The sequence below is a fragment of the Lysinibacillus sp. NPDC095746 genome, from assembly GCF_044763535.1.
In the GTDB taxonomy this organism is placed as follows: Bacteria; Bacillota; Bacilli; order Bacillales_A; family Planococcaceae; genus Lysinibacillus.
Genome location: NZ_JBIWGL010000017.1, coordinates 20,640 through 42,221, shown reverse-complemented (window position 1 = coordinate 42,221; position 21,582 = coordinate 20,640). Strand labels below are relative to the sequence as shown.

At 38.6% G+C, this 21,582-nt stretch carries 20 protein-coding genes; 2 read left to right on the top strand and 18 right to left on the bottom strand.

Annotation, left to right across the window (positions count from 1 at the left end):
• Positions 1-19: 19 nt before the first annotated feature.
• Both ACIQ7N_RS13840 and ACIQ7N_RS13835 read right to left on the bottom strand, forming a co-directional pair.
• Positions 20-214 carry a hypothetical protein gene (locus ACIQ7N_RS13840; protein WP_132363440.1) on the bottom strand — a complete coding sequence of 65 codons (195 nt, stop codon included), beginning with the start codon at positions 212-214 and terminating at the stop codon, positions 20-22.
• Between the two features lie 264 nt (positions 215-478).
• Positions 479-973, bottom strand: coding sequence for a YehS family protein (locus ACIQ7N_RS13835; RefSeq protein ID WP_402932951.1), 495 nt, complete (start codon positions 971-973; stop codon positions 479-481).
• Positions 974-1,178: 205 nt separating this feature from the next.
• On the opposite strand from ACIQ7N_RS13835, the gene ACIQ7N_RS13830 reads away from it, so the two are divergent.
• Positions 1,179-1,376, top strand: a complete 198-nt coding sequence (locus tag ACIQ7N_RS13830) for an alpha/beta-type small acid-soluble spore protein (protein ID WP_053483023.1) — start codon at positions 1,179-1,181, stop codon at positions 1,374-1,376.
• Between the two features lie 344 nt (positions 1,377-1,720).
• Here ACIQ7N_RS13830 and ACIQ7N_RS13825 read toward each other — a convergent pair whose 3' ends face one another.
• Together ACIQ7N_RS13825 and ACIQ7N_RS13820 are read right to left on the bottom strand one after the other, a co-directional pair.
• Positions 1,721-2,935 carry an MFS transporter gene (locus ACIQ7N_RS13825; protein ID WP_402932948.1) on the bottom strand — a complete coding sequence of 405 codons (1,215 nt, stop codon included), beginning with the start codon at positions 2,933-2,935 and terminating at the stop codon, positions 1,721-1,723.
• A 314-nt stretch (positions 2,936-3,249) separates the two neighbouring features.
• The gene (locus tag ACIQ7N_RS13820) at positions 3,250-3,387 is read right to left on the bottom strand and encodes a response regulator (RefSeq protein WP_402932946.1); all 138 of its coding nucleotides are present in this window, start codon (positions 3,385-3,387) and stop codon (positions 3,250-3,252) included.
• Positions 3,388-3,602: 215 nt separating this feature from the next.
• On the opposite strand from ACIQ7N_RS13820, the gene ACIQ7N_RS13815 reads away from it, so the two are divergent.
• Positions 3,603-4,475 (top strand): GNAT family N-acetyltransferase, encoded by an 873-nt coding sequence (locus tag ACIQ7N_RS13815; protein WP_402933079.1) that lies wholly within the window; start codon positions 3,603-3,605, stop codon positions 4,473-4,475.
• Between the two features lie 38 nt (positions 4,476-4,513).
• Here the strand turns inward: ACIQ7N_RS13815 and ACIQ7N_RS13810 are convergent, their stop codons facing one another.
• The 14 genes from ACIQ7N_RS13810 to pcrA form a co-directional block, all read right to left on the bottom strand.
• Complete coding sequence (locus tag ACIQ7N_RS13810; protein ID WP_402932943.1) at positions 4,514-5,494, bottom strand: tRNA dihydrouridine synthase; 981 nt, start codon at positions 5,492-5,494, stop codon at positions 4,514-4,516.
• 274 nt (positions 5,495-5,768) lie between these two features.
• Positions 5,769-5,957 (bottom strand): hypothetical protein, encoded by a 189-nt coding sequence (locus ACIQ7N_RS13805; protein WP_132363450.1) that lies wholly within the window; start codon positions 5,955-5,957, stop codon positions 5,769-5,771.
• Between the two features lie 5 nt (positions 5,958-5,962).
• Positions 5,963-7,330, bottom strand: a complete 1,368-nt coding sequence (gene rlmD / locus ACIQ7N_RS13800) for a 23S rRNA (uracil(1939)-C(5))-methyltransferase RlmD (RefSeq protein ID WP_402932940.1) — start codon at positions 7,328-7,330, stop codon at positions 5,963-5,965.
• 160 nt (positions 7,331-7,490) lie between these two features.
• Positions 7,491-7,613, bottom strand: coding sequence for a cytochrome bd oxidase small subunit CydS family protein (cydS, locus tag ACIQ7N_RS13795; protein WP_256469478.1), 123 nt, complete (start codon positions 7,611-7,613; stop codon positions 7,491-7,493).
• Positions 7,614-7,626: 13 nt separating this feature from the next.
• The gene (locus ACIQ7N_RS13790; RefSeq protein ID WP_274068025.1) at positions 7,627-8,652 is read right to left on the bottom strand and encodes a cytochrome d ubiquinol oxidase subunit II; all 1,026 of its coding nucleotides are present in this window, start codon (positions 8,650-8,652) and stop codon (positions 7,627-7,629) included.
• Positions 8,649-9,995, bottom strand: coding sequence for a cytochrome ubiquinol oxidase subunit I (locus ACIQ7N_RS13785; RefSeq protein ID WP_132363456.1), 1,347 nt, complete (start codon positions 9,993-9,995; stop codon positions 8,649-8,651). The genes ACIQ7N_RS13790 and ACIQ7N_RS13785 overlap by 4 nt, the downstream gene beginning before the upstream one ends.
• A gap of 462 nt (positions 9,996-10,457) precedes the next feature.
• Entirely contained in the window at positions 10,458-11,372 is a 915-nt protein-coding gene (locus tag ACIQ7N_RS13780) for a diacylglycerol kinase (protein ID WP_402932936.1), read from the bottom strand.
• Positions 11,373-11,506: 134 nt separating this feature from the next.
• Positions 11,507-12,067 carry a thioredoxin family protein gene (locus ACIQ7N_RS13775; protein WP_402932933.1) on the bottom strand — a complete coding sequence of 187 codons (561 nt, stop codon included), beginning with the start codon at positions 12,065-12,067 and terminating at the stop codon, positions 11,507-11,509.
• Between the two features lie 240 nt (positions 12,068-12,307).
• Positions 12,308-13,735, bottom strand: coding sequence for an Asp-tRNA(Asn)/Glu-tRNA(Gln) amidotransferase subunit GatB (gatB, locus tag ACIQ7N_RS13770; protein WP_132363462.1), 1,428 nt, complete (start codon positions 13,733-13,735; stop codon positions 12,308-12,310).
• 1 nt (position 13,736) lies between these two features.
• Positions 13,737-15,200 (bottom strand): Asp-tRNA(Asn)/Glu-tRNA(Gln) amidotransferase subunit GatA, encoded by a 1,464-nt coding sequence (gene gatA / locus ACIQ7N_RS13765; RefSeq protein WP_132363464.1) that lies wholly within the window; start codon positions 15,198-15,200, stop codon positions 13,737-13,739.
• 24 nt (positions 15,201-15,224) lie between these two features.
• Complete coding sequence (gene gatC / locus ACIQ7N_RS13760) at positions 15,225-15,512, bottom strand: Asp-tRNA(Asn)/Glu-tRNA(Gln) amidotransferase subunit GatC (RefSeq protein WP_010857153.1); 288 nt, start codon at positions 15,510-15,512, stop codon at positions 15,225-15,227.
• Positions 15,513-16,007: 495 nt separating this feature from the next.
• On the bottom strand, positions 16,008-17,141 hold the full coding sequence (locus tag ACIQ7N_RS13755) for a CamS family sex pheromone protein (RefSeq protein ID WP_402932929.1): 1,134 nt from the start codon (positions 17,139-17,141) through the stop codon (positions 16,008-16,010).
• A 147-nt stretch (positions 17,142-17,288) separates the two neighbouring features.
• Entirely contained in the window at positions 17,289-19,295 is a 2,007-nt protein-coding gene (ligA, locus tag ACIQ7N_RS13750; RefSeq protein WP_402932926.1) for an NAD-dependent DNA ligase LigA, read from the bottom strand.
• A gap of 14 nt (positions 19,296-19,309) precedes the next feature.
• Positions 19,310-21,562, bottom strand: a complete 2,253-nt coding sequence (pcrA, locus tag ACIQ7N_RS13745; protein ID WP_402932924.1) for a DNA helicase PcrA — start codon at positions 21,560-21,562, stop codon at positions 19,310-19,312.
• Positions 21,563-21,582 lie beyond the last annotated feature (20 nt).

Genomic DNA, 21,582 nt, shown 5'->3' with positions numbered 1-21,582 from the left:
AATTACCCCTAAATGATTATTATTTTAGTGTCATGTATAAAACCGACGGTATAAATGCTAAAGCAAACATGCAGGAATACCACATAGATGTACGGCGTAATGAAAAACGAACTTGTTTCTTTTCTGCATAAAAAATGTCTAACATTACTGAAGCAACAACAAGCGGAATCGTAACACATGCGAAAGCAACTAATAAAATGTTTAATCCAAACATAAAAGCACCCCTCTGTTCGTGAACATTTATTTTTCCTCTTTGTGACAACTTTATGTATTTTTAGTGTACACAATTCCGTCACAAATTGTCAACTATATCCAACTAAGAAAAATGCGCTTTTTGCAGAATATTTTTATCACAACGAGTATTTTTACGTAAAATTTTTCACAAAAAACAACTGCAAAATTGCAGTTGCTTTGTTAATCATTAATCTATTAGTTTTTCTTTAAAATTCATACTTGACAATCCACAGTGAATGTTATTTTAATTTCTATACTTATCTGTCAGCCCTCTTAAAAAATTTCTCACAAAGCGATCGCCACATTCTTTATAGTTACGATGACTTGGATTTCTTAAAATAGCACCTAATTCGCCTTTCGAAACGCTAACGCCTCCATCATATAAAATATCGAGCATCTCCTCACTCGTTAAGGCTAACGCAATCTTCACTTTCTTTAATAGCATATTATTAGGGCTTTCTTTTCCTGAAACAGGTAGTGGTCCTTCTGCTTGACCTGGCTTAGGCTTTTGCGGACCTCGTTTAAATGTAATAAATCCATTTAAAAAAGCCTCTAACATTTTATTATTACATTTAATGTATTCTTCTGGTGCTTCTTCCTCATCATAAACTTTAATGAGCATGTTCAATACTTCTTCTTTCGTATAGTCCATGCCACCTAGCTGAAAAATTTTAACCATATCTGTATTTTTGATATCTAATGCATATCTTAAACGAATTAAAATATCATTGTTCGTCATTTTAACAACCTCCATTTTTAACGGTAAAAGCGCTTCTAATAATCCTATCCTAATTGAAGCATTACTTTATTATAGCAGAGACATTCACAATTTTAGTTAGCTTTCCAAAAGTTACTTTACTATAGTATTTAGAATGTGCATTTTATTTTTTAACATGTATGATTAGCTAACTCTCGACCATTCTAATCACAAGGAGGTGAGATAAATGGCTAATCGTAGTTCAAATAAGCTTCTAGTTCCCGGTGTACATGAAGCCGTTAATCAATTGAAATATGAAATCGCACAAGAATTTAATGTACAATTAGGGCCAGAAGCCTCTTCTCGTGCAAACGGTTCAGTCGGGGGGGAAATAACAAAACGCCTCGTAGAAATGGCTGAAAAACGTTCAAAAGGTTTATTATAATAATAAAATTAAAAAAGAACGAATCGCTTTTTTTAAATTGGCATTCGTTCTTTCATGTTTTAACTTCTTTCAGCATGTGTCTTTAAACATCTGTACCTGCCGCTACGCTTCCGGTCAAAAACATCCGCTGAAAGAGGTTAAAGCCTCCGGGAGATGTCACGGAATCGGAAAGAAGTTCTTAGAGAATGTCAGCGCATCCATGCGATAACAGCTAACTGACCTGCAACTGACCTGCATCGTGCTGTTGCTGACGCAGCGTTAGCACTACGCTTTTGCGCAAAAAACATCTGCAGGCCTAAGCACAAAGCCGATTCCAGACACAATTATGCCAAGGCATCATTGATTTATTTAATTCCAACCGGTTGTAAAGCCTCGCTTGCCCCTTTTTTTAGAGTAAGCATCACGATAAAGGAAATACAATATAGGGCAGCTAAATAGATCATAACGACCGTCATATCATAACTTTGAAGAATATAGCCGACAAAGATTGGTGAAAATCCTCCAATTGCTCTACCAAAGTTAAAAATCGTATTTGTTGCTGTACTACGAATTTGCACCGGATAGAAGCTACTAATTAAAGCTCCATACCCTGCGAACATCCCGTTTGAGAAAAAGCCGACAATTGCACCACCTAATAAAATTGCGAAACTACCTGTGGCATAGGCATATAAAAACACTGCACATGCAGAGGTAAGTAAAAAGATTCCGAATGCACGCTTTGCGCCAAATCGGTCCATAACTCGCCCAAATGTTAGCATCCCAATAATCATGCCAACTGCTGTGCTAATTGTCCAAAGTGCCGAGCTTGAAACGGATAGACCTTGAGATTTTTGCAACATAGATGGCAACCAAATCATTAAGCCATTGTAACCAGCAATTTGAACAGTTGCCATAACGATTAATGATATTGTCGTCATCGAAGTTCGAGGAGTTTCAAATAGCTGCACCAACTTACCTTTTTCATGTTGCTTATCGATTTTTTTATTTTTCTGAGCAGCCACCCACTCTGGTGATTCCTCAAGATTTTTTCGCACAATGAATGCGAAAATGACAGGTAACACTCCCACAAAGAATAAAGCTCTCCATCCTAAAGTCGGAAGAATAACGGCACTTAGTAACGCTGCTAAAATAACTCCATATTGAGCACCTACACTAACATAGGAAGAGGCTCTTCCTTGCTTATTCTTCGGCCAAGCCTCGGCAACAAGAGCCATACCAATACCGTATTCGCCCCCTGCACCAAGACCAGCGATAAATCTATACATATAAATTTGTTCAATATTTGTTGCCAATCCAGTTAAAGCTGTACCAAGCGCAAACAACAAGACGGTATAAGTAAATACTTTTACTCGCCCATACTTATCAGCTAAAACCCCGAAAATAATGCCACCTAACAGCATACCAATATTCGTTACGGAAGAAATGAGCCCACCTGTTGCGAAATCAATGTTAAATTCCGAAATAATCATTGTCATCGCAAAGGAGATAAACATAATGTCCATCCCTTCCAACGTTAAACCAGCTACTGAAGCTACCACTGTTTTCTTACGATAATCCATCTTTACAATCCTCCAGTTTCTTGTTGATAAAAAGCTCTTTTTGAGGGAATGGATTATACAATTCTTGTCCATTCTCTTTTGAAGCCTCACGGGACTCCATTAAAAGAGGTTGAATGCAAAATAAAAGCCCTCCTGTCACAGAGGACAAAAGGGCATGCCAAATCAAAGATATTATTAGCCTTAAAATATCAAGTAGCCCTTTTCAGCCTCTCTGGACCGTATTAAAGGAAATTTATTTCGTTCTTTTATGTTGTTCTACATTTTATAAGTTTATTATAAAAAAAGCAATGCTTTATAGTAGAAAAAATTACCTTCTAGTTAGATAGGAGGCCATTTTCATCTATAAAAAAAAAGTCTTCAGACTGTACAACAGTATACCCATAGCGCTCCAAGTTTTCTTGAATAAGCGCACTTAATTCAGTATCGTCTTCAATAAGCATAAGTTTGTACATCGTTAATTCTCCTTTTGGGCAATGGGTAACAGGCTATTTTAGAAAGAGTTATTTAAAGCACTCAAAATATTATTACATATAATACCATTTTATGATATATAATGTATAGATATCGCATAGCAACCTTCTAAACTGCGAAATCCCATACTACGAGGAGGATTATTTTGGGCCAATCATCAACAGAAATTTTCATACGTAATTTCGAACATGGAGACATGCCTTTACTTAGAGAATTGTACCAATCTGTAACAGCAAAAGAAAATGCGACATTTTGGTGGGTCGGAGACGAAGATAATTGGCGTAACGTTTATTGCGCATTTGAAAATGGGAAAATGGTCGCTAAGGGGCAAGTTAGCATCATTAACGTTGTACCCCCCGGTCGTTCAATAGAGAATAACCACTCAATATACGTTAATCTTAAAACCATTTCTGACAGAGAACATGACATTGCTCTGCTCGATAAAGTCTATCAATATCTTTTTACAAGAGCACAACAATTAAAGGAAACTTTGCCTAAAGAATATGGAACAATTCTTTGCGTTGGTAACGACTCAGAAGAAACTGCAAACAATCAGTTTTTTATCCAAAAAGGCTACCTCCCTTTAAATAGCCTATATCGTATGAATCGTGATTTGAATAAACCTATTCCTGCATTAACATTACAAGAAGAATTTCAATTCTCACACTGGAAGATGGAGACATCTAGCGAGGAAAGAGATTATCTCGATATAGAAGCCGAAATTTGGCCAGACACTCCACTTGGTCTAAATAGATTATCTGAATACAAGAACAACAAGCTATGGACATCCATGGTCATATGTCAAACAGACGTTATAATTGGCGGACTGATGGCATGGCAAGAAGAAGACTACGGTGTAATAGAGGACGTTTTTGTTCGTGAACCATGGAGAAAGCGAGGTATAGCCAAGTATTTACTTACACAGGCTTTAAAATATCTTAAATCTCATCAGTTACAAAATGCTACTCTCATGGTATTAACTACAAATAAGTCAGCTTTATCTCTATACGAATCTGTTGGCTTTTATACGGATAAAGAAGAGATAAGATACTTTACAAAACTGAATTAGGCAACAAAAAAGAGGGGTTCTTTTCCCCTCTTTGTTATCTACCGTTCATCATCATCAACATTATTTGATTCAAAGTTATCAAGCAACGCACGCACTTCATCTGTTGACTTCGTGTTCATCAATTGATTTCTTAATTCACCAGCTCCACGGAAACCTTTAACATAAATTTTGAAAAAGCGATGAAGCCCAGAGATTGAACGTGGTAGTACTTCTGCATATTGATCTTGAAGATCAAGCTGCAGTCTTAAAAGATCAAGATACTCTTTACTACTATGCTCTTTCGGCTCTTTTTCAAAAGCAAATGGATTTTTAAAAATACCTCGCCCAATCATAACGCCATCAATACCATATTGTTCAGCAAGCTGTTGCCCAGTTTGACGGTCCGGAATGTCTCCATTGATTGTTAGCAACGTATTTGGTGCAATACGGTCACGCAATTTTTTGATTTCCGGAATTAGCTCCCAATGCGCATCTACTTGGCTCATTTCCTTTCTTGTACGCAAATGAATAGAAAGGTTCGCAATATCCTGCTTTAAAATATGCGTTAGCCACTCCTCCCACTCATCTACCTCTTTAAAGCCAAGTCGTGTTTTCACGCTGACAGGTAGTCCTCCTGCTTTTGCTGCTTGAATAAGCTCTGCCGCAACGTCTGGACGCAGAATAAGGCCACTACCTTTCCCTCTCGATGCCACATTCGGTACAGGACAACCCATATTAATATCGATGCCTTTAAAGCCTAGCTCCGCCATACCAATACTCATTTGACGAAAATATTCGGGATTATCCCCCCAAATATGTGCCACCATTGGCTGTTCATCTTCTGTAAAAATTAAACGACCACGCACACTTTTCATACCCTCTGGATGACAATAGCTATCCGAGTTTGTAAACTCTGTGAAAAATACGTCCGGTCGACCGGCTTCACTTACTACATGACGAAAAACAACATCCGTCACATCTTCCATTGGTGCAAGTACAAAAAATGGTCGCGGTAAGTCACGCCAAAAATTATCTATCATGTCAAACTCAAATCCTCTCAACTTCAAGCTCTCGATCAAAATATATGAAGCCAAATGTTCTACTTCTTTTACACTTATATCATGCTCAATAACTGATTATCAAACACAAATACATTTGGCATTTATAATTTGTGAAAGTCGGTAATGTTTATTTTCATTCACATATATCAAAAGTAACCTCTTCTATTCAAGCATAAAATTCAACCAAAACCCTTCCATGCTTACACAAAAAGGATGGAATATTCACTCCATCCTTTCAGAGTTCTATCATTTACTAATCAATCACCCGAGCAACATCCCTACCACAAGTCTTGCATTTCCCCTTCAATACAGGGGCATATTCTCCCTCTTGTATCGTGTACTTCACAATTGTCGTTACACCACAATTGCCACAAAATACGTTTTTCACGAGCATTTCTCTAATATCTTTCGGGATTGAGAGCCATTTTTTTGCTGCGTCCATTATGATCACTCCTTTAGAGTTAGTTCCGTAACAACCTCCACATGCGTCGAATGTGGGAACATATCTACAGGTTGAATCTCCTGCGTTTGATAGCCTCCATTCTCTAAAATTCGAAGGTCACGTGCTAATGTAGCTGGGTTACAGGACACATACACAACACGCTTAGGACGTTGCTCTAAAATCGTCTGAAGAAGAGCCTCATCGCAGCCTTTGCGTGGTGGGTCAACTACTAAAACGTCCGCTTCTTTACCTTCCTTATACCAGCGTGGAATAACTTCCTCTGCTGGCCCAGCCTCGAAATACGTGTTCGTAAAGCCATTTAGTGCTGCATTGCGTTTTGCATCTTCAATCGCTTGTGGGACAATTTCAACCCCCATAACAGCCTTTGCTTTTTGTGCAAGGAATAAAGAAATTGTGCCGATACCACAGTATGCATCAATTACTCGTTCATCACCCTGCAAGTTAGCGTAGTCTAATGCTTGTTTGTATAGAACTTCCGTTTGCTCAGGGTTTACTTGGTAAAATGAACGGGCTGAAATTTCAAAGCGAACATCGCCAATTGTATCAATAATAACGTCCTTGCCCCACAGATTTACGGTTGCATCACCGAAAATAACGTTCGTTTTGTCGCTATTAACGTTTTGCATAATGGATGTAACATTCGGGACAAGCTTCTGGATTGTCGCAACAGCGGCTTCTTTTTGCGGGAATTTTTTCTTTTTAGTTACGACAACAACCATCACTTCACCAGTTGCTCGTGCTTTACGAATAACTACGTGGCGTAGCATTCCCTCATGTGTTTGCTCGTTGTATGGTCGAATACCGATTGCCGCTAATTCCTTTTTCAAACCTGCAAGAATAGCGTCCGCTTCTCCAGTCTGAATTAAGCATCGCTCCATATCCACAATACTATGAGACTTCGTTTTGTAGAAACCAGCAATTGCTTGTCCTGCTTCATTTGAGGAGAAAGGTATTTGCGCTTTATTACGATAATGCCAAGGCTCTTCCATGCCCTTCACTGGTAGAACAGGCGCGTTAATTTTACCAATGCGCTGCATGACATTACGCACCATGTTTTCTTTCCATTTTAACTGTCCTTCATAAGACAGGTGCTGTAATTGGCAGCCGCCACATTGTTTGAAATATTCACAAGGCGCATCTACACGATCTGATGATGGCTCGAGAATTTCTACGACCTTCGCAAAGCCATAGTTTTTTAACGTTTTTACAACATGTATTTCCGCCGTTTCACTAGGAAGTGCACCTTGGATAAATAATGGATAGCCATCGACCTTTGCGACGCCATTGCCATCATGTGTTAAATCTTCTATATAAACTGTTAGTCGGTCATTCTTTTTCACGGGTGCTGACATTCGTACATCCTCCATTTCAATCTCTTTATTGTAGCATGTTGAGGCGGATGAAAAAAGAACAAGGCTTCATATTAACGGCTCAAATGTGGTCGACTCCTCTTCTAACTGATCAGAAATCACTTCAAACTGATCACCTTTACACGAGTAGAAAAAAGAGCCGCTATTCGCGACTCTTCCCCTCTTTCCTTACTGTATGGTAATCTCTAGGTGCCCACCAGAAAGCAGCAACTACACCTAGGATGACGACTATAAATGGTGCATAAAAAATCAAAAAGCTTGTCATAGTTGTATCCCTCCTATGCGTGATTATCTTCTTTTCCTGTCACATAATTTTTGTTAAAAAGGAATAATTTCAACAGCAAGAACAGTGATGGAATAAGCAGACATAGTCCCAAAATAAACGCAATGACGAGTGCAATCGCCATTTGTGTGCTTGTAAAGCTATCGTAAATTGTTAAATACGGATACAGCAAATATGGGTATTGAGCAATTCCATATGCAAAGAATGCCACTGCAAATTGGGCAATCAATAAACTAACCGCAAGACCGTAATTTTTTCGCATCCATAGTAACACTACAGTAATAATAAATAGCACGGCAGATATGGCAAACATCCACCATAAATTAACTAGGTTATTGTAACTTTCAGGGTTAATGAATTTCATTTCGTACATAATGCCGAGCGCACTCACCATTAATGGTATCGCCCAAGCAAGTGCGTATTTTCGCATTAAATTTGTAGCTTCTCGATCCTTAGCTTTATGTGCATACCAAGTTAAAAACACAGCTGAAATATACAGTACCGCTGCAATGCTTAGCACGACAATACTCCAAGCAAACGGGCTCGTATACAACGTCCAATAATTCAAGAACGGTTGCCCGTCAGCAATATCAACATAGCCGCCAGCAGCAATCGCAAATACAACAGAGAGTGAGGCTGGAATAAGTAAGCCTGCTATGCCATACGTCAACGTGTAACCAATATGCCCACGTGCGCCATATGATTCAAATGCATAATAGGAGCCTCGTATTGCAAGAAGCACTAGCGAAATACTAACTGGAACAAGTAAAATCGTTCCATAATAGAAAGCTGTTTGTGGGAAAAATCCAACAATCCCAACAAAGAAGAATACTAAAAAGACATTGGTTACTTCCCAAACTGGTGATAAATAACGTTTAATAATATTTGTTAAAATATGATTTTTTCCGATTAGTAGGCTGTAGGCATTAAAAAAGCCTGCACCAAAATCGATTGAAGCTACAATGACATAACCAAATAGGAAAATCCATAAAACTGAAATACCTAAAATCTCTAATGTCATAGGATGTCACCGCCTTTTTCAGCATGGCGATCTTCTAACTCTCGCTCAATTGGATTCTTTTTGAACATACGAATTAAAACGACCATACTTCCTACTCCTAATACGGCATACACACCTGTAAACAACAGCATCATTAAATCTACATGGTCACTCGTCGTGGCCCCTTCTGGTGTTCGCATTAATCCATATAAGATCCAAGGCTGTCGTCCAACTTCAGCAAGCCACCATCCTGCTTCAATCGCAATAATAGAAAGTGGTCCACCTGCAACAACAATCCATCTAAACCAACGTGAATGAATAAACTGCCAATCACGTGCTTTCCCGCATACATAAACCAGTGAAACGAGTGCCATAAACATGCCGATAAACACCATGAGATTAAAAAGGTAATGGATATATAGTGGTGGTCGATCTTCTTCTGCAAATTGATCTAAGCCAATTACCTCTGCATTTGGATTATTATGTGCTAAAACACTCAAAGCATAAGGTACTTTAATAGCATATTTTACTTCTTCCCCTTCTAATACACCAAATAGTATAAGGGAAGCTTTGTCTGCCGTTTCAAAATGCCACTCAGCCGCAGCTAGTTTTTCTGGCTGATACTCCGCTAAATATTTTCCTGAAAAGTCTCCAATAATTGCTGAAGCAATGGAGAAAATCAGACCAATCTTCATAAGTAGTAATAAAGATTTTTTATGATATATATGCTTAGAGCCTCTAAGCATACGATATCCTGCAATTGCTGCTAACACAAATGCGGATGTCATATAGGCTGTAACGAGAACATGCGCTACCTTTGTCGGCATTGCTGGATTAAACATTGCTAAAAATGGTTGAATATTCACTAGCTGGCCGTCCACAATATCAAATCCTTGTGGCGCATTCATAAACGCATTGACAATTGTTATAAACACAGCTGACATCGATGCACCGACAGCAACTGGGATTAACAGTAGCATATGCTTCTTCTGACTATCGAAGCGATCCCAAGTATATAGGTAGATGCCTAAAAAGATGGCTTCAAAGAAAAATGCGAACGTTTCCATGAAAAGTGGTAAGGCAATTGTCTGACCAGCAAGCTGCATGAAATTCGGCCATAGTAAGGATAACTGTAAGCCAATTGCTGTCCCTGTGACGACTCCAACTGCAACCGTAATAACAAAACCTCGTGCCCAACGTCTTGCCATTAAAATATAGTGCTCATCATTCTTTTTATACCCAGTCCATTGTGCGATCATAATCATTAACGGGACACCAACACCAATCGTTGCATAAATAATATGGAAGGATAAAGTTAGTTCCGTTAATGCTCTACTCCAAAAGACTGCTGATTCATTCACCATGTCATTGCCCCCCTAACCTCCAAATATTCTTCCAAGTATGGAAAGTAGCATAATAATTGCAACACCAAAGCTTAGCCAAATGAGCTTTCTTTCCTGTGATTTATACAAAGGCAACACTTCCTTTCCCTTATCTCTACCCCATTTTCCACTATTGCAACGAAAAAAACCTTTATAATGGACCGGAATTTCGGCCTATTATAAAGGTTTCAAATTTTGTTCAAGTAATATACGCACATTTGCCAAACATTTTTCTTAATTCATTCACAATACCAATTAAAGGATGAAAATATTCATATATATGGAGATGAATCCATTAATATGAATCATCATCATAACATGTGTTTGATTTTCGTTCCGGCTGCACGCTTTGCTGGGGGGCGTCCAGCCACTTAACAAAAGTCATCCCCAACTTTTGGTGATAAGGCTCTCACCTTAAATTAAGCAGTGATCTTCATATGTTTATTACATACGGTCTTCTTCACGAATATCTGCTAGTGGAACAAAAATCTCAATATGGCGCTTTAAGTTTTCAAATGTAGCAGGCGCATCCCCACCGTACTCACCATCTAAGTTTAAATGAATTTCATCTTCAGTAGATACTTTTACAACACTTGCCTTTTTATAAATTACACGATCATCATTTAAATGCTCGCCTCTTAATGCCATTGCAGCAAGCTGAATAAATTCAGGTAAGCTTACTTTTTTCAATACTAATAAAGTAAAGTAGCCATCATTAATACTTGCATCAGGTGCTAGCTTTTCAAAGCCACCCACTGAATTTGTTAAGCCGCATAAAAACATCATGGCATCCCCATCAAACACTTCGCCATCATATTCGATACGCATATGAGAAGCTTTAATTGATGGGATCATTTCTACTGCTTTTAAGTAATAAGCTAGCTGTCCTAGCATTGTTTTCATTTTACTTGGCACTTCATAAGTTAACTCTGTAATACGTCCGCCAGCGGCAATATTAATGAAATAGCGTTCCCCATTTAATAAACCAACATCAACCGGCAACGTTTCGCCTTTAATAATGATGTCAACTGCAGCTTCAATATTTCGTGGAATATGCACGGCACGGGCAAAGTCATTCGTAGTGCCCATCGGAATTAAACCTACTTTCGGGCGGTTCTCAAATGAACTCACACCTGAAACAACTTCATTTAATGTGCCATCTCCACCAACTGCAATGATGATATCAAAGCCACGTTCAACTGCATTTTTTGCTGCAATGGTTGCATCGCCTTCACAAGTTGTTGCGTGACAAGATGTCTCATAGCCCGCTACCTCTAATTTTGCCAATACTTCTGGTAAATGCTTTTTAAACACTTCACGCCCAGATGTAGGATTATAAATGATTCTTGCTCGTTTCATAACATACCTTCTTTGCTTCATAAGATTCTATTTCTTTCAACGAACTATTCGTTTAAATGTTGCATTAAGCTTTCAATAGTCAACAAAAGTAAGGCATGTCCTTATTTTCTGATATGCAGCCTTACGATTTATAATTATTGTAATGCAGCTGTTACTTGCTTTTTGAAATCCTCATAGACAAATGTCCAATATGCTTTATTCGTAATATTCTCGTCACGAATTTCAGCATATAGTGCTTTTTGTGCATCTTCAAATGTAGGATCTTCTTTATCAGGTAAAGTAGCTCGCTTACTCACTACTAGTTCCTGTAATTCTGGTGCACGCGGTCCCCATTTTCCAACAACCTGCCCTGCATCATCTAATAAAATATAAATCGGAATTGCACGGCCACCGTTTGTTAAATAGCGATCAATTAAATCTGTATCAGCATCACGTAATACTGCGCGCATATCTAACCCTGCTGCCTCTGCAACTCGACGAATAACTGGATTGTTTAACATGGCGTCCCCGCACCAATCCTCAGTAATTGTTAAAATTTTTGGTTGCTTGTCCTTTAGTAGTTCGATAAAACCATCGTTTAATGGCACTTCGAAGCCATCATAAATACGGAAGCTTTCCTCTTTTAACGTCGTCATATTATCCATATATTGTTGAATCGAAATCGCATCATCGAAATATTGTTGTTCAGTTTTCATTGATTGACCTCCTAAAGCTATATCATGTTCTATACTATATTTTGCTATGAATACTCTTTGAAGACAACTATTAAGTGTTAATTTGGTATTTTTTAGTGTCGATTTACAGCAAATATCGTTTTACTTGGTAAGGCATTTATCTTTGTATAGATACCCTAAAGAGTCTTTTGTATGTATATTTTTTAAAATAAAAAGCCAAGAAAACGAATTTGCTCTCTTGGCCTTCTATAATAATTGCAATTAACGTTTTGCAATTTCTTGTTGTAATAATTTATTGACCATTGGTGGGTTCGCTTGACCTTTAGTAGCTTTCATAATTTGACCAACTAAGAAGCCGATAGCGCGATCCTTACCGTTTTTGAAGTCTTCGATTGATTGTGCATTGTTGTCTAGAACTTCTGTAACGATAGCAAGTAATGCACCTTCATCAGAAATTTGAACTAAACCTTTTGCCTTAACGATTTCTGCTGCGGAACCACCATTTTCTACTAATTCAGCAAATACTTTTTTACCGATTTTAGAAGAAATAGTTCCGTCAGTGATTAATTTCACCATTTCCGCAAGGTTTTCTGGCGTTAATGCAGTATCTTTAAGGTCTTTTTGTTCTGCATTTAAGTATGCAGAAACATCACCCATAAGCCAGTTTGCTGAAAGCTTTGCATCTGCACCTTTAGCTACCATAGCCTCGAAGAAGTCTGAGATTTCTTTTGAAATAACAAGAACTCCTGCATCATATGGTGTTAAGCCTAATTCATCAGCATAGCGTTTTTTACGAGCATCTGGAAGCTCAGGAATTTCTGATTTTACTCGCTCTAACCATTCATCAGAGATCGATAGACGAACTAAGTCTGGCTCCGGGAAGTAGCGGTAATCGTCAGTTCCTTCTTTTACACGCATAAGAATTGTTTTACCTGTTTTTTCATCGAAGCGACGAGTTTCTTGCTCAATTACCCCACCTGAAAGAAGAACATCAGCTTGGCGTAATTCCTCGTGCTCTATACCACGGCGAACATAGTTGAAAGAGTTAAGGTTTTTAAGCTCTGTCTTTGTACCAAATTCTTCTTGACCATATGGACGAATAGAAATGTTGGCGTCACAACGTAGTGAACCTTCTTCCATTTTACAGTCAGAGACATCTGTATATTGGATAATTGATTTTAATTTTTCTAAGTAAGCATACGCTTCGTTTGCTGTACGAATATCTGGCTCAGAAACGATTTCTACAAGTGGTGTACCTTGACGGTTAAAGTCAACTAAAGAGTGGTCACCAGAGTGAGAAAGCTTCCCTGCATCTTCTTCCATATGAAGACGCGTAATACCGATACGCTTTGTATAACCGTCTACCTCGATATCAATCCAGCCGTTTTTACCGATTGGCTTATCGAATTGAGAAATTTGATAAGCTTTCGGATTATCTGGATAGAAGTAGTTTTTACGGTCAAATTTTGTTTCTTGTTCGATTTCCATGTTAAGTGCAAGTGCTGCACGCATTGCGAAATCAACAACATTTTTATTTAGTACTGGTAGAACACCAGGATAACCTAAATCGATTACTGTAGTATTTGTATTTGGTTCAGCACCGAAATGAGCTGGTGCTGATGAGAAGATTTTTGAGTTCGTTTTTAACTCAACGTGTACTTCTAAACCAATGACTGTTTCAAAGTTCATGTTATTTTCCCTCCCAAATTTGAGGAACTTGTTTATGGAACTCGGTTGCTTGTTCAAAAGCATGAGCTACACGGTAAATTGTTGCTTCGTCGAAGTATTTACCGATAATTTGTAAGCCTAATGGCAGCTCATTTTCAAAGCCACATGGAATTGAAATGGCTGGCACACCAGCTAAGTTCATAGGAATTGTTAAAATATCATTTGCATACATCGTCATTGGATCATTAACGTTTTCACCAATTTTAAATGCTGGTGTTGGAGAAGTTGGTCCAATGATTACATCAAAGTCTTCAAATACTTTGTCATAGTCTGCTTTGATAAGTGTACGTGCTTGTTGCGCTTTTTTGTAGTAAGCATCATACGTACCTGCGCTTAATGAGTAAGTACCAAGCATGATACGACGTTTTACTTCATCACCGAAGCCTTGTGCACGTGTTTCTTTATAAAGGTCCATCAAATTATTAACATTTTCTGCACGGAAACCATAACGGATACCGTCAAAACGAGAAAGGTTAGAAGACGCTTCTGAAGAAGAAAGAATATAGTATGCTGCAAGTGCGTATTTCGAATGAGGAAGTGATACTTCTTCTACTGTAGCACCTAAGCCTTTTAATACTTCTAATGCTTCAAGCACTGATTGGCGTGCTGCTTCGCCAACACCTTCACCAAGGAATTCTTTTGGCACAGCGATACGTAAGCCTTTTACGTCGCCTGTAAGTGCTGCTGCGTAGTTTGGAACTTCTACGTTTGCAGAAGTTGAATCGTTTGGATCTAATCCTGCAATGGCTTCAAGTAAAAGAGCGTTGTCTTCAACATTACGAGTAATTGGCCCGATTTGATCTAAAGAAGATGCAAATGCAACTAAACCAAAGCGAGATACACGACCATATGTAGGTTTCATCCCTACAACACCGCAATATGCTGCTGGTTGACGGATTGAACCACCTGTATCAGAACCAAGTGAGAATGGTACTTCACCTGCTGCTACTGCTGCTGCAGATGCACCTGAAGATCCACCTGGTACGTGGTTTAAGTTCCATGGATTTTTTGTCGTTTTATAGTATGAGTTTTCATTTGAAGAACCCATTGCAAACTCGTCCATGTTTAATTTACCGATAGTGACCATACCTGCTTCACGTAGCTTTTTAACTACTGTTGCATCGTAAATTGGCATAAAGCCTTCTAGAATTTTAGAAGCACAAGTTGTTTCTAATCCTTCTGTCACGATGTTGTCTTTAACACCGATAGGAAGACCGAAAAGTGGTCCACGCTCTTCAAATGGCACTTTGTCCATTTCAACTGCTTGTGCAGTTGCTTTTTCTTCGTTTAAAGCAAGGAAAGCTTGTACATCGCCGTCAAGCTTTGCCACACGTTCGTATGCTTCTTTTGTTAAATCAGCGATTGTTAGCTTACCCGCTTTAATGTCAGCTTGTAGCTCTTTTGCTGAACGTTCAAATAACGTCATGAGGAATCCTCCTATGTTTTAGTATTACATGATAGCTGGTACTTTTACTTGACCATCTTCTTGTTCTTTTACGTTTAACATCATTACTTCACGGTCTAAGCCTTTTGTTGCCACATCTTCACGCATTACGTTTACTAGTGGTAAAACATGAGTTGTTGGTTCAACATTCGTTGTATCTAACTCGTTTAGTTGCTCTGCGAAGTCTGTAATTTTACCAAGCTGTTCAGCAAATTTTTCTGCTTCCTCTTCCGTAATTGCAAGACGTGCTAAATTTGCAACGTGTTTAACTTCTTCTTTTGTTAATTTTGCCATTTTTCCACACCTCCGAATACTCATTCAATTCATTGTTTTTGTCGATGACAATAGGGTTGAATAAAGTTAACCATGCAAATTATCATAACATTTTTCATATTAAAAATCACAACTTTCACCAAAAATAAAGAAACTTTCACTACTATGACGAAGTGTTGTCTTTAGGGACTGTCTTTAAAGTCCTTCATATAGACTTTGCTTTTCCATGGATTGTGTGCTGTGCTCTCGAGACAGGGAGGCTTTCCGTCGATTCGAAGACTTTATCCGTCGCTCCGGGGTTTCTTTCCGTCGCTTTTGCTTTTCTATCCGTCACTTCAGCAGGGCTATCCGTCGCCCTTGTTTCTTTCCGTCGGTTCGAAGACTTTATCCGTCGCTCTGACGAATCTTTCCGTCGCTTTCACTCTAAAGAGTCTATCCAACACTCTGATTAATTCTTCCAATGAACTCATTTTTCTTTCCACACAAAAATATAGTCAGCTCGAGGCTGACTATATGTTAATAGATATGGACGTATGGTTCCTTTTCGCTGGCATTTTTAACGATCAATGCCTCTGGACCGTTTATTGAGGTAATATTTACTTCAACATTGATGTTATCAAATTGATTGATCAGAACCCCTGTTAAATATTGAGTAAATCCTATAATCTCAGACTTGCCGTAAAATTGGATTGGCACTTCAATCGTTAGCTTTTGAATTTTTTTATTTTGATAGAAGCCTTTTCCTATTACACTCGTATAATTCGAAAAGTATTTATCTACATCTTGTTTAAAATTCTTAAAGTTATTGCTAACATCCCTGTATACATCCTGTGATTCACTAGTTGGGAATAGTACATATTCTTCGTCAATACCTTTCCAATCAGCTACGTCGTTTTGTCCTGCTTTTGCTACGCCATAGCTAAAATACGTTCCTGGAATAATATCATTGCGAGCTTTTTGTTTAAACAAGCCTACTACAATCGGTATATCTTTCAATTCATCACGGGTTCTTAAGCGAGACACAATTTCAGCGGCCATTTTCTTTCCTTGCTCAACGAGTTTTGCCTCCGGAATTGGTTGCTCATAGTACTCTCCATATTTTTCTTTTTGATAGTAATAAATAGAGTTTAAGGAAAGTCCTATTGAAATACCGCCTAATTTCACTTTATTATCACTAGTTTTTGTTAAATAATTTTGCTCAACAATATGTGATAAATAGATTGGGGCCTTCGTTGCACGTTCTTCTGCTGGCATTGAGTCCGTCGTTGGAGGATTTAAACCATCCTTCGTTTGTGAACTACGTGCAAGCCAATCTGTCACTGTGCTTTCAGCTAAATACTGCCCCTCTTGGAAGAAGTAGTTTTCTGTGTCAAACTCATTTTGAGAAAGACGCATTAAACCTGTTTCTACTTCCTTCATATCATATTTCGTAAAAATATTTGAAACTACTAATCCTCTGCTAGCACTTTGTTTATAAGGTGTTAGCGTCCTATAGTATGAATCATCAATCTGTATGCTTGGAATAATCGTTGTTTCCGCTTTTTCCTGTTGCGTCTCCTGTGTAAGCTCTGTTTCCTTCTTATTAGAAGGCACACAGCCGACTAGCATTGCAGCAGCGACAATTGCTGGAATGAGTCGAAATGACTTCATTATGTTTGTACTCCTTTACTGTAAATCAAATTGTGCTCGACGAATTGTTCATACCTTACCTGTGGAACGAAGAGACATTTATAAAATGCCTCTTCGTTCCACCAAGTGGCTAGGACAATTCATCATACTTATCTTCACTACTATCCTTTATTGGACGAGGTTAAGTTGTTCGATCAGGCTGTCTTCATTCCAAACTTCAATACCTAATTGCTCGGCTTTTGCTAGTTTAGAACCCGCCTCTGCTCCTGCAATGACAAGGTCAGTTTTTTTGCTGACACTACCTGTAACGATACCACCTAACTCTTCTATTTTCGCCTTTGCTTCGTTACGTGTCAATTGCTCAAGTTTACCAGTTAATACGATTGTTTTACCCGCAAAAGGATTATCCCCTACAGCTACTTCTATTTTTTTACCTTTATACGTCATATTGACGCCTACTTCAGCAAGGCGCCCTATGACTGCACGAGCATCCTCATTTGAAAAATACTCGACTAGCGATGAAGCCATTTTATCGCCGATTTCATGAATCGCCACTAGTTGCTCCTCTGTTGCTGCCATCACCGCTTCCATCGTTTCAAACTCCTCTGAAACAATTTTTGCTGCTTTTTCACCAACATGTCGTATCCCTAATCCAATTAGTAAACGCTCCATCGAATTTTCTTTGGAAGCCTGAATAGCACTGACTAAATTCGTCGCTGATTTTTCTCCCATACGCTCAAGCTCAACAAGCTGGTTTACAGTTAAGTGATACAAATCAGAGATATCATGAATTAAATCGGCACGTAATAATTGCTCAACGACTTTATCACCAAGACCGTCAATATTCATAGCATTACGCGATACGAAATATTTAATGCTCTCCGCAATTTGTGCAAAGCATGCTGGATTTACACAACGTAATGCTACTTCTCCTTCAATACGAATAAGCTCACTATCACAAACTGGACAATGTTCAGGCATTACATATGGCACTGAGTCCTCAGGGCGCTGCTCCAGTATTACACCTACAACTTGAGGAATAATATCTCCGGCTTTTCGGATAATGACAGTATCTCCTAGTCGAATATCTTTCTCTCGAATTAAATCCTCATTGTGTAAGGACGCACGTTGAACTGTCGTACCTGCCACTTGAACAGGCGTTAAAATAGCAGTTGGTGTAACAACACCTGTACGCCCAACGGTTAAATCAATATCAAGTAATGTTGTCACTACTTCCTCAGCAGGGAATTTATAGGCAATTGCCCAACGTGGACTCTTTGCTGTATAACCAAGCTCATCCTGTTGCGCATAGCGATCTACCTTAATAACAATACCGTCAATTTCATAGGCTAAATTCGGACGGTTGTCAGTCCATTTTTCGATAAAGGCTAGTACTTCTTCAATCGTTGAGCAGCGTTGACGCTCTTTGTTTGACGGGAAGCCTAGTCCCTCTAAATAATCGAGCATCTCTGCATGACCGTCAATACCATATGCCTCGCCATCTCCCCCAATTGCATAAATAAAGGTTGATAGCTGACGACTCGCTGCTATTTTAGGATCTAACTGGCGTAAAGAACCAGCAGCCGCATTTCTCGGATTAGCAAATAGTTCTTCTCCATTTTCAGTACGAAGGGTATTCAATTTTTCAAATGATTTTTTAGGCATATACGCCTCGCCACGTACTTCAATTGTAAGTGGCTCCTTCAATCGAAGAGGTATTGCTCGAATTGTTTTTAAATTTGCTGTAATATCTTCCCCTACAACACCATCTCCTCGCGTTGCTCCTTGTACAAAAACGCCATTTTCGTATTTTAATGAAATGGCAAGACCATCAATTTTCAACTCACAAACATAGGAAAAGTTATCACCGATTGCTTGGCGCACTTTACGGTCAAATTCACGTAAGTCTTCTTCATTAAAAGCGTTTGATAGACTTAGCATCGGATAATCGTGAGTCACCTTCTTAAAGCCTTCTACCACTGCTCCGCCAACACGCTGCGTAGGTGAATCTGGGTAAATAAGTGACGGATTCGCTTCCTCTAATGCAATAAGCTCATGCAATAATTGGTCATAAACACTATCTGCTACGACAGGTTTATCCAACACGTAATAGGCATGACCGTATTCGTGTAATAATTTATTTAACTCCATAACGCGCTGTTCAATTTCGTTCATTTAAGTTCCTCCGCTTACCCTTTTTCAATAGGGGCAAATTGTGCTAGTAATCGCTTAATACCAATAGGTTGTGGAAAGGCAATATCTAGCTCTGTACTATCACCCTCACCTTTTACACTAACAACCATACCTGTTCCCCATTTTTTATGGATCGCTTTGTCTCCAGCCTTCCAGCCAAATTGGTCACCACCAGTTGTTTGTAAACGAGCAGTTGCAGGCTGTGTTTTCTGAACCGCTCCAAGTGTACGTTTTTGATAGCCACCTGTAGAACGATTACTTGAGGCAAACGGAACCTCAGGCTTCGAACCACCTTTGGATATTGATTCTGTAATATCTTCTGAAATTTCACCTAGGAAACGAGAAACATTATTAAAGCTAGAACGACCAAAAATCGTACGGCTTTGTGCACTCGTTAAATATAAACGTTCCTCGGCCCGCGTCACGCCGACATACATCAATCGTCTTTCTTCTTCCATTTCATCCATATCATCAAGTGAACGAGAATGTGGGAAAATATTTTCCTCCATTCCAATGATAAAGACGATAGGGAATTCTAAGCCCTTTGCAGCATGCATTGTCATTAATATAATGTTGCCCTTCGATGTGTCATCTTTATCAAGTGCATCAATATCTGCAATTAGCGCTAAATCAGTTAAAAAGGCAATTAAGCTTTTATCATCACTACGCTCTTCAAAAGCCTTTGTTACTGATAAAAACTCTTCAATATTTTCTAAGCGGCTTTCCGCTTCAATCGTCTTTTCATTTTGTAGCATTGCTCGATAACCAGATTTGTCAATGACCTGCTCTACAATTTCTGTCACCGATAAATATTCTTGCATCTCTGTAAAGCCTTTAATCATTGCATAAAATTGCTCAGCTGAATTAGCAGCCTTCCCTGAAAGACCCATGAATACAAGATCATTCATGGCATCAAAAATAGAGCGCTCCTGTTCAATCGCATAGCGCGCCATTTTTTCAAAGGAAGTTGCACCAATACTACGCTTTGGCTCATTAATAATACGTGCGAGTGATAAATCATCATCATTATTGGCAATAAGGCGCAAGTAGGCAAGTAAATCCTTAATCTCTTTTCGATCATAGAACTTAGTACCACCAACTATTTGATAAGACATATTGGACTTAACAAGCACTTCCTCCATCACACGGGACTGAGCATTTGTACGATATAATATCGCAAAGTCATCAAATGAACGATTATCCTTTTGAATAAGCTGTTGGATTGTTTGTACAACGAATTGCGCTTCCTCTTGCTCGTTATAAGCTTTGTACAACACAATTTTTTCACCTTCTGCATTTTCTGTACGCAGTTCTTTTGGATAACGTGTTGTATTATTTTGAATGACGTCGTTTGCCGCTTGGAGGATGCGTTTTGTTGAACGATAATTTTGCTCAAGCATAATGGCCTTAGCATTTGGATAATCCTTTTCGAATGAAAGAATATTGCTAATATCTGCACCACGCCAACGATAAATCGATTGGTCTGAATCCCCTACAACACAAATATTTTTAAATTTCTTAGCAAGCAACTGAACGAGTAAATATTGGGATTTATTCGTATCCTGATATTCGTCTACATGAATATATTGGAATTTGTTTTGGTAGTATTCAAGCACTTCTGGTACACGATTGAATAATGTAATAGTTGTCATAATTAAATCATCAAAATCGAGTGATTGATTGCGGCGTAGTCTTTTTTCATAACCTTTATAAACACGGGCAATCGTTTTTTCGTAAGGATTATTTTCATTGATTTGACCTGCATAATCGTCCGCAGTTTTACATTCGTTTTTTGCTGAACTAATCGCATTTAAAATCGCACGAGGTTCAAAACGCTTCGTATCAATATTTTCATCCTTCATAACATTTTTAATAACTGATAGCTGATCAGTAGAATCTAAAATTGAAAAGTTACGTGATATTCCAAGCTGATCTATATTACGTCGTAAAATACGCACACACATTGAGTGGAATGTCGATACCCACATACTATCGCCAGTTCCGTTACCGAGAATGCCATCTATACGCTCACGCATTTCACGTGCAGCTTTATTTGTAAATGTGATGGCTAAAATCTTTGATGGGTATACTTCTTTTTCAATTACTAAGTATGCTATACGATGTGTTAATACACGTGTCTTCCCTGATCCAGCACCCGCCATAATTAGAAGCGGTCCCTCAGTTGTTTTGACCGCATTTTCCTGCTCAGGGTTCATACCTGCTAATAAGTTTTTCGTTAACTGCTCCATTTCGCACCGCCTTACAAACG

Excerpts from the sequence above, each read along its gene's own strand:
- ACIQ7N_RS13840 (WP_132363440.1), bottom strand. The coding sequence starts at position 214 with ATGTTTGGATTAAACATTTTATTAGTTGCTTTCGCATGTGTTACGATT.
- ACIQ7N_RS13835 (WP_402932951.1), bottom strand. The coding sequence starts at position 973 with ATGACGAACAATGATATTTTAATTCGTTTAAGATATGCATTAGATATC.
- ACIQ7N_RS13830 (WP_053483023.1), top strand. The coding sequence starts at position 1,179 with ATGGCTAATCGTAGTTCAAATAAGCTTCTAGTTCCCGGTGTACATGAA.
- ACIQ7N_RS13825 (WP_402932948.1), bottom strand. The coding sequence starts at position 2,935 with ATGGATTATCGTAAGAAAACAGTGGTAGCTTCAGTAGCTGGTTTAACG.
- ACIQ7N_RS13820 (WP_402932946.1), bottom strand. The coding sequence starts at position 3,387 with ATGTACAAACTTATGCTTATTGAAGACGATACTGAATTAAGTGCGCTT.
- ACIQ7N_RS13815 (WP_402933079.1), top strand. The coding sequence starts at position 3,603 with ATGCCTTTACTTAGAGAATTGTACCAATCTGTAACAGCAAAAGAAAAT.
- ACIQ7N_RS13810 (WP_402932943.1), bottom strand. The coding sequence starts at position 5,494 with ATGATAGATAATTTTTGGCGTGACTTACCGCGACCATTTTTTGTACTT.
- ACIQ7N_RS13805 (WP_132363450.1), bottom strand. The coding sequence starts at position 5,957 with ATGGACGCAGCAAAAAAATGGCTCTCAATCCCGAAAGATATTAGAGAA.
- rlmD (WP_402932940.1), bottom strand. The coding sequence starts at position 7,330 with ATGTCAGCACCCGTGAAAAAGAATGACCGACTAACAGTTTATATAGAA.
- cydS (WP_256469478.1), bottom strand. The coding sequence starts at position 7,613 with ATGACAAGCTTTTTGATTTTTTATGCACCATTTATAGTCGTCATCCTA.
- ACIQ7N_RS13790 (WP_274068025.1), bottom strand. The coding sequence starts at position 8,652 with ATGACATTAGAGATTTTAGGTATTTCAGTTTTATGGATTTTCCTATTT.
- ACIQ7N_RS13785 (WP_132363456.1), bottom strand. The coding sequence starts at position 9,995 with ATGGTGAATGAATCAGCAGTCTTTTGGAGTAGAGCATTAACGGAACTA.
- ACIQ7N_RS13780 (WP_402932936.1), bottom strand. The coding sequence starts at position 11,372 with ATGAAACGAGCAAGAATCATTTATAATCCTACATCTGGGCGTGAAGTG.
- ACIQ7N_RS13775 (WP_402932933.1), bottom strand. The coding sequence starts at position 12,067 with ATGAAAACTGAACAACAATATTTCGATGATGCGATTTCGATTCAACAA.
- gatB (WP_132363462.1), bottom strand. The coding sequence starts at position 13,735 with ATGAACTTTGAAACAGTCATTGGTTTAGAAGTACACGTTGAGTTAAAA.
- gatA (WP_132363464.1), bottom strand. The coding sequence starts at position 15,200 with ATGACGTTATTTGAACGTTCAGCAAAAGAGCTACAAGCTGACATTAAA.
- gatC (WP_010857153.1), bottom strand. The coding sequence starts at position 15,512 with ATGGCAAAATTAACAAAAGAAGAAGTTAAACACGTTGCAAATTTAGCA.
- ACIQ7N_RS13755 (WP_402932929.1), bottom strand. The coding sequence starts at position 17,141 with ATGAAGTCATTTCGACTCATTCCAGCAATTGTCGCTGCTGCAATGCTA.
- ligA (WP_402932926.1), bottom strand. The coding sequence starts at position 19,295 with ATGAACGAAATTGAACAGCGCGTTATGGAGTTAAATAAATTATTACAC.
- pcrA (WP_402932924.1), bottom strand. The coding sequence starts at position 21,562 with ATGGAGCAGTTAACGAAAAACTTATTAGCAGGTATGAACCCTGAGCAG.